Origin of the sequence: Flavobacterium sp. (assembly GCF_031363805.1) — a bacterium.
In the GTDB taxonomy this organism is placed as follows: domain Bacteria; phylum Bacteroidota; class Bacteroidia; order Flavobacteriales; family Flavobacteriaceae; genus Flavobacterium.
Genome location: NZ_JANLVD010000107.1, coordinates 1 through 13,667 on the forward strand (window position 1 = coordinate 1; position 13,667 = coordinate 13,667).

Below are 13,667 nucleotides of genomic sequence, written 5' to 3' on the forward strand. Positions count from 1 at the left end.
AGTATTTTCAACCACAATATCTTCATACAATGGAATGGCTTCGCTATAATATGTTTTGTCAAAATAACGTTTTGCACGAGCAATTTCTGCCTCTTGTGCATTTATAAATTGTATTGAAAATACGAATAATATAAGTAGTAATTTTTTCATAGGTGAGAAATATTTTTTTAAACAGCCTTTATACTATCAAAAATTAGTACATAAAGGAAATTTTTCTATTTGCATTTGTAACTTAAAAATAATGATTATTACATTAAAAGAACCTTGGTGATTTGTCGTATCCTTTGCCTAATAAATCAAAATTAAACAACACAAAAATTTCATGCGATCCAGAATTGAATTGTCCCAAATTGGATAAAGTATAGTCATAGGCATATCCTACTTTTATATTTTGAGTCACATTAATATTCAATAATCCGCTCACGGCATCATCATATCTGTATGCTGCACCCAATTCAAAGCGATCATTATACAAAACATTTGCTGTAATATCTGCGCTTAATGGAGCTCCTGGTACAAATTTTGTCATAAATGCGGGCTTAAATTTAAATGAATCTGTCAATTTAAAAACGTAACCTGCCGTTAGAAAAGCATGAATATTTTCTGATCCCAAAGCATTTAATCCAGATTTTTCTACAATATGTTTTGAAGCCAGTAAGTTGGGTGCCGATAAACCCACATAATAATTATTGGTAAAATAATAAGCTCCAACACCTACATTTGGTTTTGTTGCGTTTATGTTTTGAGCAAAAGCCAAATCGGTTTGTGAGTTCCCACTTTCGAAACGGAATCCGTTGAAATTGGTTTGCAATGATGTTACGCCTGCTTTTAAACCTAGTGAAAGTCTGTGTTTGCCTTCAAATTTTAATACATAAGCAAAGTCAGCATAGAAATTATTTTCTTTTTTTGCACCGTCGCCAATATCATCAGAAATTAATGAAAATCCGACCTCAACCTTTTTCTGAAGTGGTAAATGTGCAAATAAAGTGATTGTTTTTGGACTTCCAACCGCGCCAACCCATTGCGTTCTGTACAACGATCCAAGATTTAATATAGATTGCGTACCTGTCGCATACGCCGGATTTACAACACTCATATTATACATATATTGTGTGTACTCAGGATCTTGTTGTGCTGAAAGATGAAGTATAGAAAAGAAAAAACTTACTGTTAGTATTATTTTTTTCATTTGATTTTTTTTAAGTAATAAAGAATATTATCGGTTTAAGTAAAGACGACCTTGTTGCGGAGACTTGTTGTCTTTATTGAAGTTGATAACATAAAAGTAAACGCCGTTTGGTGCAATTCCGTCAATCAAATTAATGGATTCAGTACTTTTTCCGTCCCATTGCGGCGTATTGATGTCGCCTTTAAACATTAAATTTCCATATCGGTTGTATATTTCTAAACTGTAGTTTGGAAATAAAAATTTAATTTTCGGAATTGTAAAAGTATCATTTACACCATCACCATTGGGTGAAAATCCATCAGGTATGAAAAAGTCATATTGCGTCACAGCATTAATACAATTGGTCAACGAAATCGTTACTGCCAAACCATTTGTAGAAAAACAATTGGTGGTGTTTGAAAAATCGAAACCATAATAGGTTTCTCCTTCTTGGAGCAATGTTGTGTTTGGTAATTGATTTCCATTTGCGGCAGCATCAAACCAAACTAAAGTAGTATTTGCATTTGTATTATTGCTTAATTGTTGCAAAGTAGGTTTGTCTAGTCCGCAAAAATTTTGTCCGTTTGCATTCAAGGTAGGCGTTTGCACCTCATTTATTACCACTGAAATCATGGTTCTAGTGGAAGTACAGCCAGTTGTTGGATTGGTTTCAGATACATAATAATTTCCTGAAACCAATGTAGTAGTATTTGATAATGGTGTAGTGCTTGTCGCAGAATTGTACCAACTATATTGAGATCCAGAAGGTAATAAATTAGCAACCGTAGCATTATTATTTTTACAAAAACTACGATTACTTGCTGTTGGCGCCACTGGAATTGGATTGATTCTAAAACCATCAGACAAGTTTGAGACTGGTGCGCCACAAGAATTTCCCGAATTCGTTATATATGATATTGAAATATTGGTCAGACCCAAATTTGGTAATTGTGCTTGTGGGATTGTAAAATTCGAACTTCCACCAACTGCAACCAATGAAATAGTTTGTGTTGTTGTAGTATTTGCTCCAGTTAAATTATAATCGATAATTACATTCGTTAATGTACCCAAACCTGAAATTGTTACAGAAACTGGTTGATTTTGACAAACATCGTTTGCTGAAACTACCAATGTAGTTACATTTGGAATTGGTTTTACTACAAATACTTTTGTATTACTAACAGTATTTAAACAACCAGTTGTTAAATTTATAATATTTGTAATTGATATATTTGTATTTCCTGCATTTGGAATTAAATTGGAAGGAATACTAAAATTTGAAAGACCACCAACTACAGCTATAACAATAGTTTGAGAACCAACAGTATTGCTTCCTGATAAATTGTAAGTTATTTGATAATTGCCATCAGGTAAATTTGCCATATTCGACATTTCAACAACCGCTGACTGGTTTTGACAAATAGGATCAATCACTAAAGTTGCATTATCAATATTTGGTTTTTCGGTAACGTTAAGAACATCTGTTGGAATGTTTATAATGTTTGTACAAGCACCTTGACTGCTTACGCTAGATACGTTTGTAATAGTTACATTATAGCTTCCCACTTGTTGAAAAAATGTTTGAGGTATTGAAAAATTGCAAATCCCACTATTAAAGCTTGCAATAATTGTATTTGTAGAACCGTTTGGTCCCGATACTTGATAAGTTATGTTATATTGTCCATTTGGAATAGGTTGCACACCTTGCGTAATAGTAGCAGAATAAGTTGCTGTTGCAATTTGATTTTCACAAATATCAGAATTTACAATAAAAGTTGAACCTGTAAAATCCAAACGTCTTTCAATAATAATTCTTACGGTCGAACTTTTCGGGTCGCATGGAGAATTTCCATTTACTGTATAAATAAAGCTATAACTTCCAACTCCAAAAGTATTGTAAATGTTTTGTATATTAACATTATGGTCGGATGTAGTCGTTATTTCTGTAGTTCCACTAATTTCTACCCATTTTCCTCCCGCATCTTCACCTATTAACAAATTATTTAAATCAAAATTTGTAGGGAAAGACAAATTATCAGAATCGCACAACAATAAATTAGTTGGTGCTCCAGATTCAGGAGCGCGAATTATGGTTACTGTGGCATTTGATACTTGCTGAACACAAGTTCCAATAGCTGCTATCGTATATCTAAATTGATAGGTGCCAACTCCCAAAGCTGTTGCATTTATATTGTTGCTGTTGACTGGTGTATTAGTAGTAACATTAAACCAAGTGCCGAATGATTGTGGCAATAACGCGGAACTGGAGTTAAAGACTTGAAAAAGATTATAGCTACCCGTACTGCTACATACAGTTGCAAAGTTTGTTGGCGCGCCCGAGTAACCACCTACTGTTACAGTAACTGTTGATTGAAAATCAGTGCAACCTGGAACTCCAGTTACAGTATAAGTATAATTGTATATACCGCTTTGAATGATAACTTGTGCATTCAAAATTCCAGTTGTTGTGTTTAAACCACCAGACAAATCATCATCGTTCCAAGTTCCACCAGGAACTGGAGTGCCTAATAATAAAGAAAATAGGTTAATGGATTGACTGCTGGCATTTGGAATATCGCAAACAATGTAAGAGTTGTCTTGCCCTGCACATTGTGCTATATTATTGGTTGAATAAAATGATAATAATAGAACAAAAATAAAACTAGTAATTCTGGTTTTAAATAAGAAATGTATATTTTTCGTCATATAATACTATTAATTTTGGGTTAAAAGTAATTATATAATTCGTTTATACAAAAAAAAATGGAATTATTTTATTTTTTTGTAAAATTATTATAAACAAATTGTTAATAACTTATAAGAATTTATTAACAACTGTTAAATAGAAAATTAGTGAGGAGAAAAAATTAATATAATGAAAATCAGAATATTACATTTTTATAAATTCAGAAATAATATAAAATCAATTTATTACTATTTTTTTAGTAATTTTTTTATTTTTGGTTTTCAAAACTACTAAATACATGCCTTTTTCTAGCAATCCTACATTTATTTTTTCAATTTGATCAGGATTAATAATGCTTTTTTCAACTGCTACTTTTCCATTTATGTCTATTAAAGAAATTTCATAATAGTTATCATTTAAAGTTCCTAAATTAATATTTAAAAATTCACTAGTTGGATTTGGAAAAAAACTAACTTGATAGTCTGAATTGAATTCATCATTAGACAAGGCGGTGCTGGCTACTGCAAAATGCAAGGCAGAACCAGTTGCGGCTTTGGCTACATTATAGTTATAAACCGGATCCATATTTACTAAAAAGTCAGTTGGCGTATGTTTGTGTGTTGTTTCATTAGTTTCAAACATTCCAGTTATTATTTCATTGTTACTTTGAAATGACATATAATCAGATGCATAAGCATATGATAAAAAAGTATTTAGAGACGTGTAAAGTCGAACACATGTTATCATTTGATTGGTAAATGTATTTGAAGCAGCATTATTTGTGGTTGGAGAAGCTGTATCTCTTTCACATGTAATTGTATTGTTAACCATGCCAGCTACACCGCCAACTTCGTCCAAATTAAATACCAACTTAATGTTTAATTTTGGAGTAGTAGCATTGACTATATTGCTTACATAAGCTTGACTTCCTTTCAATCCATCTTCTTCGCCAGAAAAATTTACAAATTTTATAGAATATTCGGTAGGAACATTTTTTAACAATCTTGCCATTTCTAAAATAGAAACCAAGCCGCTTCCGTTATCATTTGTACCAGTTCCTGAAATCGAATCGTAGTGTCCACAAATTATAACGTAAATGTTCGGATAAACTGTACCAACTTTATTTAAAGTTAAATTTTTGCAGGTAAATCCAGAATAAGAGTAAGTATCCTCAACCATTTGTGAATTGGTGTATCCGTAACTCAAATACTTATTTTTTAACCAATTCAATGTGTTTTGTAGTGCTGGTGTTCCTTTTCTTTTTACACCTAAAGCTTCATACTCAGTAAGATTGGTTGTAATGTTTGTTTGAGATGTTTGATTGACAATATTTGCATAAGCGGGAATGTAACTTTGAGCTGTTGCAAAATTTAATGTAAAAATTGCAATGATTAAAAAAATAATTTTATAAGTTTTCATTTGGTATGTTGTAGTTTATTCTTGCAAATATATGAATTATCTTAAAAATACCAATTTTAATCAATATTTTGATTATCAATAATTTATATAATTAATTGTCTAAAAAAGTATATTATTTTAAACTTTGGCACGCAAATTGAATATAACCTAACAACAAGTAAAATAATTTGTTCGAGGAAGCTGAAAATCGTAAGAGTAAGCAATACATTAAATTATATTATCATGAAAAAAATTACACTATTAGTAGCCAGCATCTTCCTGGTAGGAAGTATGGCAAATGCGTCAGAAAACCCTGTTTTTTCTGATAACACAACAAATTCAAGATTCGATTTTGATGAGCCAATTTCTTTTAACGAGCGCGGAATAGAATTTTTTATATTCCCAAATGGTGAATTTGATTTCAACACCAGACCAGACGATTCTCAAGGAAATGATTATTATTATAAAACTGCTGGAAAAAGAGGTTTGGTCGTAGAAAAAAGAAACCCAATTAATTATGGAGTTCGAATTGAGCACGATAGTTTCGGTAGGGTTCGTAGAATTGGAAATACTTTCATCAACTACGATTTTAACGATAGGGTAAACAGGATTGGAACTGTTTATATGAAGTACAACAATTTTGCACTTGCTCAAGTTGGGGGTTTGCGAATTAAATACAACAGGAGAGGAGAAATAATTGATATGTTTGGTTCTGTAAAAGGATATCGTTCTGGTTATCAATACTCAAATGCCAATTGGAATCATAACAATTATGATCATAATAATGAAAATCAAGACCAAGATGATTACTATTATTACAAACAAGACGGTACAAAATCTAAAATAAAAAATGATGACAATTCTGGTTCAGAAAAACAAGAAGACAGTGTCAGAACAAAGAGATAAAGAGTTTATATGCTGGTTACATATAAAATTTGGTTAAATTGGTTTGTTTATTTAAACTCCACTTTCAGCAATGTTAGTGGAGTTTTTTTTTGGAGCTATTTCCTGCTATCATTCCAAAAGTTTTTAGCGAAGAAAAATCGCAAAAAACGTTTTTCCCTTCTATCAGGGCTATTTGGGAAGCACTAAACATCAATAAACATTCTATTTCAAAATAATTTCAGCCAATTTTTGAGTCAAATTTCTTCTAGCATATTTTTCCAACCCAATAGCATTTGCTTTTAAATCTTGATGTAAATACAAATTATAATAGTCCAAGATTTTAAGTTTCAGCTTTTCTTTTTCCGTATAATTACAAAAAATACCAGTATTGGTTTCAGAAATTATAGATTCAAAGTCGGAACCTTTGGGACCAATACCAATTATAGGTCTACCAGAAACCATATATTCAAATAACTTCCCAGGAATAATACTTTTGGTTTCTACAGAATCTATTTCAATGAGCAATAAAACTTGTGATTTTCGTTGATGTTCAATAGCTTCAATGTGCGAAACATAGCCCAAAACATTTGTGAATTCGTATAAATTGTATTCAGAAATTGAATTTATAATTTCTTGACTGACTTTGCCTATTAATTTCAATTCAAAATTTTGACTAAAACCCACAACGTCAGTATTTAATTCCTTTAAAACTTCCCATAAAATTGTTGGGTTTCTATCCGACAAAAAAGAACCAATATGCGCCAAAGTGAATTTTTCATCAAGAATTACTTTTGCTACATTTTCAACATCATAACCATTGGTAATCACTTCAATGGGTTTCGAAGTTATTCTTTGGAATTCAGCTTTAGTTGTAGGACTGGTTACAATAATAGTATCGGCGGAATTTAAAACATGGTGTTCCAGTTTTTTATGCTTTCTTTCAGCAAAAGCTGATAATTTTAAAGCTTTATGATAACCTATTGTTGTCCATGGATCCCGAAAATCCGCAATCCATTTTACATTTAATTTTGCTTTGAGTTTTAAACCGATTAAATGTAAACTGTGTGGTGGACCAGTAGTTATTATGGTATCAATATTGTTTTCCTGAATATATTTTGACAAATAACTTACCGAGGGTTTCACCCATAAAATTCTGGCATCTGGAATAAAAATATTACCACGAATCCAAAGCATAGCCTTTTGCAACAGACTTTGTTTTTTCTGATTTGGAATTATTCCAGAACTTATTCCTTTGGTATTTTTTTTAGAAAAAATGGAAGCCCAACCGTAAGGCTCGGTTATTTTTTGCTTTAAAAATGTTGCATTTTTAGGTAAATCATTAAGCAAATCTTCATCAATAATTGGATAAGTTGGATTTTCTGGAATATAAACTATCGGTTGAATATCAAAATCTGGTAAATATTTGACAAATTTTAACCAGCGTTGTACACCAGGACCTCCTGCTGGCGGCCAATAATAAGATATGATTAAAACTTTTTTCATGTAGATTTTACAAAAAATAAACCGACAACTTTATTTCACCAATTGGCGCGATAAATATGATTTTCAATTTATTTCTCAGAATTATTTAACTTGTTTAATTCTTCGATATCTAAAATATCTTTAGGTCTATTAGCTGCTTTTTTAGCTATAATTAGATTTTTATAATCAATAAACTTAACCGGTATTTCATCTATCATAACCACAGTGGCTGAGTTTAACAAATCATCAAAAGTTTTGTTTTCCAAGCCTTTTACATTTGTCATAATATCTAACCGTAAACCATAACTTAATGTAAAATCTGTCCAACCTGGAATAAACTGCATAGTTTCTATAGTTTCAATATCTCCTAATCCAATTTCAACAAATGCATTTCGCAAATTTATACGATTTTCTTTTGTATCCTCTAGGTAAATATCAATATCGCCAGTACTTCTATTGTAGCCGTATATATTCACAGCAAAACCGCCAATAGTTATGTAACGAACATTATATTGAAAAAAATATTTCCAGATATCTAATATTTGCTGGTTCATTCAGATTTTGGCTTTATTTTTTTAGCGCATTTTAGCATATACGAAATTTCCAAAATCGCCATTAAACGCTCCAGTCTTTGTAAATGCGTCAATGATTTTATTTCAGCTATTCGCTGCGCTTCCAAAATTTCAGGATTTGCATTATTTAATTTGGCAACTGGCATTTTTTGGAATTTTAGTTAAACAAATTTACAAATTGGTTATTTATTAAATCCTGATAAATTAAATATTTTCCGAATCCAATTTCTTTTTATTTTCATAATAAATCGCACCAAAAAATAATAATACAATCAAAATGAAGCTTACCAAAGAAATAATACTACCAGTTTGTACAACTTGCGGCTCAAACTTAAACTCAATATTGTGTTTTCCAGCTGGAATTGACAACGCTCGCAAAGCATAATTTACTCTTATGTGTTCTTGAAGTTTTCCATCGATATAGGCATTCCAACCATTTTTATAATACATTTCAGAAAAAACAACAAAACCTTTATTCGCATTATTGGAAATATATTTTAGATTGTTTGGTGCATATTTCGTTAAATTAATCGTAGAACTTGAGTCTTTCACAAACGAATTTTTCTGAACATTTGGAAAATCTTTTGAGTTTACAAAAGCCACATTTTTCGAATCAAATTTATTCAATGCTTTCATTTCTGCATCGGCAGAATTTACAGTTTTGAGCTCTTTTACAAACCAAGCGTTTCCGTTAGCTTGTGTGTTTTTGATTGTAATTTGCTCTTGCTTTTCATTCGTTTGAATCAAATATTTCACATTCAACATATTAATGACCTCCATATTGTTTTCAGCAATTTGGTAGTCAAATAATTGTTGCATGCGTATCGGTTTTACTGCGCTGTAACCTCCAATTGATTTATGAAAATAGGAAGCTCTTGGATCACTTAACGCATTGGTAGATACTTCAAAAACCCTGTAATAAGATTTGTCTTCTAGTATGGCAGTATCGAAAGAGTTTTCTTGGAATGGCTCATTTACTTGTTGTGCATTTTCAAAATTTGAAGCATTTAAGTAAGTTTTACCTATAAAAAACAAATCTGAAATCATTAAAATTCCAATTAAAATGACAGCAACGTTTTTAGAGATTGTATTTTTAATAGAAAGCCAAAAAGCTATTGCAGCAAAGATGATAAACGCCATAGATCTTAACAAATCGTTTACATACATGGTTTTTCTATCGGTTTTTATGGCTTCTAGAAATTCTGGTCCGTAAGATTGAATTAAGTAGTCATCGCTTTCAGAACCAAAACTAAAAGCTCCTTTAAATATTAACAATAAAGCCAAAATGCCCAAACTAATCGCTGCGGATTTCCATAAATTCAACCATTTTTCTTTACTTTCTAAATCAAAAAATGATTGAAAACCCATAATGGCGAGAATTGGCATGCACAATTCAAGAATAACTTGTATAGATGAAACCGCTCTAAACTTATTGTACAATGGAACAAAATCAATGAAAAAATTGGTTAACATTGGAAAGTTTTTCCCCCAAGAAAGGAATAAAGAAGTCAAAGCTCCTGCTAAAAACACATATTTTATTTTTCTGTTATCGCAAAAAAGAGCCAATACCGCCAAGAAAAATACAACTGCACCAATGTATGCTGGAGCTGCAACACTATATTGCCCTCCCCAATAAGTTGGAGCAGTTTTTACAATTTCTTTGGCTTGGTCTGCTGGAACATTCTGTGTAATTGCGTATTCATAAACGGCAGAATTGGTGCCAACATTTTCGCTCATTGTTCCACCAAAAATTCTTGGCGAAATTAAATTGAAGCTTTCTGCAATGCCATAACTATATTGTGTAATATATTCATAAGTCATTAATGAGGTATCGGTACTTTTTGAACCGTCGGGACTGTAAGTTAAATCGCTTTTTCCTCGAGTACTCTCTTTGGCATATTCCGAAGTTGCTAATAAAGTTGTGGCATTGGCTCCGATCGCAAGTATTCCTGCAATTGCTAATGTTCCCAAACTAGCTAATAAAGATTTGCTTTCTTTATTTTTAAATGCTTCATAGACAAAATAAATTGTCATAATCAATAACAAAATCAGTAAATAATAGGTCATTTGAAAGTGATTGGCATTTATTTCTAATGCTACAGCTATCGTGGTGAGAAGACCTCCAATAATGTATTTTCTTTGTTGAAAAACCAATAAAACTCCTGCCAATATTAAAGGCATATAACCGATAGCATGTGCTTTGGCATTGTGTCCAACGCCAATAATGATGATAAGATAGGTAGAAAACCCAAACGCAATAGCGCCAAAAAAAGCTTTCAGCGGATTGACTTTTAAAACCAAAAGTAAAATATAAAAACCAATAAAATAAAGAAACATGTAATCTGCTGGGCGTGGCAAAAACCGAATTAATTCATCAATTTTTTTAATGTAATTGTGTGGATATTTTGCGCCCAGTTGATATGTTGGCATACCACCAAAAGCACTATTTGTCCAGTAAGGTTCGGTGTTGGTTTCTGCCCGAAAATCATTTTGTTCTTTTGCCATGGCAGTATATTGAACAATATCTGATTGCAATATTTTTTTTCCTTGTAAAATTGGATAAAAATAAATAACAGAAACCAATATAAAACCAAGAATGGCTAACATGTGTGGCAGAAACTTTTGTAACTTCTTCATAAAATAAAAATTGTATCAAATAAAGGCGTGAAGATACATATTTTTTGGATTTCAGCCTTTAGATATTTAGAATGAAAATTTATACTTTTACTCTCACCGAATCTGGAACAAGCATTTCATATTCTCCACCATTTCTTATCACATCGCGAACAATACTTGAACTTATATAGGAAGTTTTTGCGGCAGTTAATAAAAAAACGGTTTCAATTTTTGATAACCTACGATTCGTGTGCGCTATGGCTTTTTCAAATTCAAAATCTGCGGGATTGCGAAGCCCGCGAAGTATAAAATTGGCTTTTAGTTTTTTGCACAAATCAATAGTCAATCCTTCATAGGTAATTACAGAAATAGAAGGTTCATCTGCAAAAGCTTCTTCAATAAATCTTTTTCGTTCTTCCAAGGAAAACATATACTTCTTTTCGGCATTTATACCTATCGCAATTACTATTTCATCAAAAAGGGGAATACTTCTTTTAATAATATCATAATGACCTAAAGTTATAGGATCAAATGAACCAGGGAATACTGCTTTTCTCATTACTTTCTATCAATTTTATAAATTGTATCAGCTTTTGTGGCAAATTCTAAATATTCTTTTTTAGTCATAGGCCAAGACAAAGTATAATTTTCCTCTTTTGAAGCAATTTCGTCAACACTAGATTTTTGGTCGGTTTCCATATTATTTTCTAATGCAAATATTGAATCTTTAGTAACTTTAACAACTTTAGCAGATGAATACCATCCTCTTAAAGTTACTTCACAAAAAACATCGCCAACTTTTGGATTTTTAGCAAATTCTAAAGAGTCATTATCAGCTTTTATTCCAAAACCAATTATGGCAACAGTTATTATGGCACCAATAATTAATCCGCTAAATAACTTAATAGGTGTTTTTGTTGGATTTCTTTCCTGCTCCTTTTGAAAAATAGTTTTAATATTCTGATCTAAATTTTTTATATCATAAGTAGCTTTGCAATGATTGCATTCTACTATATTCACTCTTCCAATAGGAAAAATTGGAATCCAATAAATGTAGAAATATTTTCCAAATATGGTATAATCCATTTTTGAATTTGTTTCACAATTTGGACAAGTAGTGTTCGATATTCTACCATCTTTTAACTTTGAAGAATTTGTTCCGTAAAAAATCATAAGCTTTAGTTTTAGTTTTTTGAAATAAATAAAATTTTTATGCTATTCTCAATGTTTTTATAGCAGGAACCCATTCTTTCTTATGACAAAGTGAACATGTTGCAACTCCTGATTTTTGATTCTCAATATTCCCACAAAATGTACAGGAGTAAACACCATTTTCTAGGATTTCTTTATTTTTTAAATTGAATAATGCTGGGGTAATTGGCAATCCATATTTTACCTCACTGTCAGGATAATAAAAAATACTAATTTCGCCACTAGTTTCCATATAAGCATTTTTTATTTGACCCAAATGTTCCACAGATTTTATTCTTAATTCTGTAAAAAATTCATCTTGTGCCAAACTTTCTTTTTTAAAGGTTTCTACAGAAAATTTCCCATCGTCAATTATACATTCAGTTTTTCCTTCAATAAATTCTTCAAAATTTTTGCTTTTTCCTGTTAGCCAAGTTACCAATCGGTATAAAAGAATGATAACTATAAAAACAATGATGGCTGGAATAATACCTACATCATGGTAAAACATTGGGTCGCCAGCTGCAGAACCCAATGCAATAATAATAACAGTTTCGAATATAGAGAGTTGTTTTACGCCGCGTTTTCCAGCTAATTTTAATGTAAGCAATAAAACCGTAAACATAATGATAGACCTAAAAACAACTTCAAAAAGAAAATTTACTGGTAAGTCATTAAATAATAGTCGGTTCCATTCAAAAATTTCTTTCATAATTTTTATTTAAATTGAAATAAAAAACTATTTCTGCCAAATTGCTTTTCTTTCCAAAGCCAATTTAATTTCATTGTCTAACATTTCACTCATATTCAGTTTTGCAAATGCAGCTTGTTGAGGAAAAATACTTTGTGGTGATAATCCTGGATTGGTATTTATTTCAATGAAATGTGGAATACCATCCATAATGATAAAATCAGTACGAGAAAAACCAGACATTCCAAGAGAATCGTATATTTTTTTGGCAGTTTCATTAACCAATTTTTCTTCTTCTATAGAAATTCTTGCAGGTGTAATTTCGTTCGATTTGCCTAAATATTTGGCTTCATAATCAAAAAAATCATTTCCTGAAACTATTTCAGTAATTCCTAAAACAATTGTTTCACCATTAAATTTGAAAACCCCAACAGAAATTTCTGTTCCTAAAAGCGCAGATTCTATCAATATATCTTTGTCTTCAGCGAAAGCAAAATCAAAAGCTTTTTGAAGTTCGGATAAATGATTCACTTTGGAAACACCAAGAGAACTGCCCGATTGATTTGGTTTTACAAAAAAAGGCAAACCTAGTGTTGCAACAATATCATTTCCATCGATAGTATCAGTATTTGACAAATAAATAGATTTTGCCTTTGGAATATTAAATTTTGATAAAACGGATAATGTATCCCGTTTATTAAACGTCAAGGCAGATTGGTAAAAGTTGCAACCTGTGTACGGAATATCCATCAATTCCCAATAAGATTGTAAATGTCCATCTTCCCCAGGCGTTCCATGAACGGTGTTTATGGCTACATCAAATATGGTTTGAACACCATCTTTAGTAAAAGAAAAATCGGCCTTGTTTATAGGATATTTTTCATTGTTTATTACTACAGACCAATCATTTGGTAAAATATGAACTTCAAAAATAGTATATTTTGATTGGTTCAAATTGTTTAAAATTAACTGACCGCT

The 13,667-nt window shown here is 31.2% G+C and carries 12 protein-coding genes; 1 reads left to right on the forward strand and 11 read right to left on the reverse strand.

Annotation, left to right across the window (positions count from 1 at the left end; all coding sequences use genetic code 11):
• Positions 1 to 253: 253 nt before the first annotated feature.
• The 3 genes from RMN92_RS06405 to RMN92_RS06415 all read right to left on the reverse strand — a co-directional run bounded on the left by RMN92_RS06405 (position 254) and on the right by RMN92_RS06415 (position 5,273).
• A complete protein-coding gene (locus RMN92_RS06405; protein WP_309608637.1) occupies positions 254 to 1,189 on the reverse strand; it encodes a type IX secretion system membrane protein PorP/SprF in 936 nt (311 codons plus the stop codon).
• A gap of 27 nt (positions 1,190 to 1,216) precedes the next feature.
• A complete protein-coding gene (locus RMN92_RS06410; protein ID WP_309608638.1) occupies positions 1,217 to 3,874 on the reverse strand; it encodes a gliding motility-associated C-terminal domain-containing protein in 2,658 nt (885 codons plus the stop codon).
• Between the two features lie 217 nt (positions 3,875 to 4,091).
• The gene (locus RMN92_RS06415) at positions 4,092 to 5,273 is read right to left on the reverse strand and encodes a M28 family peptidase (protein ID WP_309608639.1); all 1,182 of its coding nucleotides are present in this window, start codon (positions 5,271 to 5,273) and stop codon (positions 4,092 to 4,094) included.
• A 222-nt stretch (positions 5,274 to 5,495) separates the two neighbouring features.
• On the opposite strand from RMN92_RS06415, the gene RMN92_RS06420 reads away from it, so the two are divergent.
• Complete coding sequence (locus RMN92_RS06420) at positions 5,496 to 6,158, forward strand: hypothetical protein (protein WP_309608640.1); 663 nt, start codon at positions 5,496 to 5,498, stop codon at positions 6,156 to 6,158.
• 201 nt (positions 6,159 to 6,359) lie between these two features.
• Here the strand turns inward: RMN92_RS06420 and RMN92_RS06425 are convergent, their stop codons facing one another.
• The 8 genes from RMN92_RS06425 to RMN92_RS06460 all read right to left on the reverse strand — a co-directional run.
• A complete protein-coding gene (locus RMN92_RS06425; protein ID WP_395076065.1) occupies positions 6,360 to 7,640 on the reverse strand; it encodes a glycosyltransferase family 4 protein in 1,281 nt (426 codons plus the stop codon).
• Between the two features lie 68 nt (positions 7,641 to 7,708).
• Entirely contained in the window at positions 7,709 to 8,173 is a 465-nt protein-coding gene (locus RMN92_RS06430) for a nucleotidyltransferase (protein WP_309608641.1), read from the reverse strand.
• On the reverse strand, positions 8,170 to 8,337 hold the full coding sequence (locus RMN92_RS06435; RefSeq protein WP_309608642.1) for a hypothetical protein: 168 nt from the start codon (positions 8,335 to 8,337) through the stop codon (positions 8,170 to 8,172). The genes RMN92_RS06430 and RMN92_RS06435 overlap by 4 nt, the downstream gene beginning before the upstream one ends.
• Before the next feature lie 58 nt (positions 8,338 to 8,395).
• Positions 8,396 to 10,828 carry a YfhO family protein gene (locus RMN92_RS06440; RefSeq protein ID WP_309608643.1) on the reverse strand — a complete coding sequence of 811 codons (2,433 nt, stop codon included), beginning with the start codon at positions 10,826 to 10,828 and terminating at the stop codon, positions 8,396 to 8,398.
• Between the two features lie 79 nt (positions 10,829 to 10,907).
• Entirely contained in the window at positions 10,908 to 11,366 is a 459-nt protein-coding gene (gene coaD / locus RMN92_RS06445) for a pantetheine-phosphate adenylyltransferase (RefSeq protein WP_309608644.1), read from the reverse strand.
• Positions 11,366 to 11,980, reverse strand: a complete 615-nt coding sequence (locus RMN92_RS06450; RefSeq protein ID WP_309608645.1) for a zinc-ribbon domain-containing protein — start codon at positions 11,978 to 11,980, stop codon at positions 11,366 to 11,368. Before RMN92_RS06450 ends, coaD begins: the two co-directional genes overlap by 1 nt.
• Before the next feature lie 37 nt (positions 11,981 to 12,017).
• Positions 12,018 to 12,710 carry a YetF domain-containing protein gene (locus RMN92_RS06455; RefSeq protein ID WP_309608646.1) on the reverse strand — a complete coding sequence of 231 codons (693 nt, stop codon included), beginning with the start codon at positions 12,708 to 12,710 and terminating at the stop codon, positions 12,018 to 12,020.
• 27 nt (positions 12,711 to 12,737) lie between these two features.
• The coding region (locus RMN92_RS06460; protein WP_309608647.1) for a D-alanine--D-alanine ligase at positions 12,738 to 13,667 on the reverse strand (930 nt) is incomplete at its 5' end.

Excerpts from the sequence above, each read along its gene's own strand:
- RMN92_RS06405 (WP_309608637.1), bottom strand. The coding sequence starts at position 1,189 with ATGAAAAAAATAATACTAACAGTAAGTTTTTTCTTTTCTATACTTCAT.
- RMN92_RS06410 (WP_309608638.1), bottom strand. The coding sequence starts at position 3,874 with ATGACGAAAAATATACATTTCTTATTTAAAACCAGAATTACTAGTTTT.
- RMN92_RS06415 (WP_309608639.1), bottom strand. The coding sequence starts at position 5,273 with ATGAAAACTTATAAAATTATTTTTTTAATCATTGCAATTTTTACATTA.
- RMN92_RS06420 (WP_309608640.1), top strand. The coding sequence starts at position 5,496 with ATGAAAAAAATTACACTATTAGTAGCCAGCATCTTCCTGGTAGGAAGT.
- RMN92_RS06425 (WP_395076065.1), bottom strand. The coding sequence starts at position 7,640 with ATGAAAAAAGTTTTAATCATATCTTATTATTGGCCGCCAGCAGGAGGT.
- RMN92_RS06430 (WP_309608641.1), bottom strand. The coding sequence starts at position 8,173 with ATGAACCAGCAAATATTAGATATCTGGAAATATTTTTTTCAATATAAT.
- RMN92_RS06435 (WP_309608642.1), bottom strand. The coding sequence starts at position 8,337 with ATGCCAGTTGCCAAATTAAATAATGCAAATCCTGAAATTTTGGAAGCG.
- RMN92_RS06440 (WP_309608643.1), bottom strand. The coding sequence starts at position 10,828 with ATGAAGAAGTTACAAAAGTTTCTGCCACACATGTTAGCCATTCTTGGT.
- coaD (WP_309608644.1), bottom strand. The coding sequence starts at position 11,366 with ATGAGAAAAGCAGTATTCCCTGGTTCATTTGATCCTATAACTTTAGGT.
- RMN92_RS06450 (WP_309608645.1), bottom strand. The coding sequence starts at position 11,980 with ATGATTTTTTACGGAACAAATTCTTCAAAGTTAAAAGATGGTAGAATA.
- RMN92_RS06455 (WP_309608646.1), bottom strand. The coding sequence starts at position 12,710 with ATGAAAGAAATTTTTGAATGGAACCGACTATTATTTAATGACTTACCA.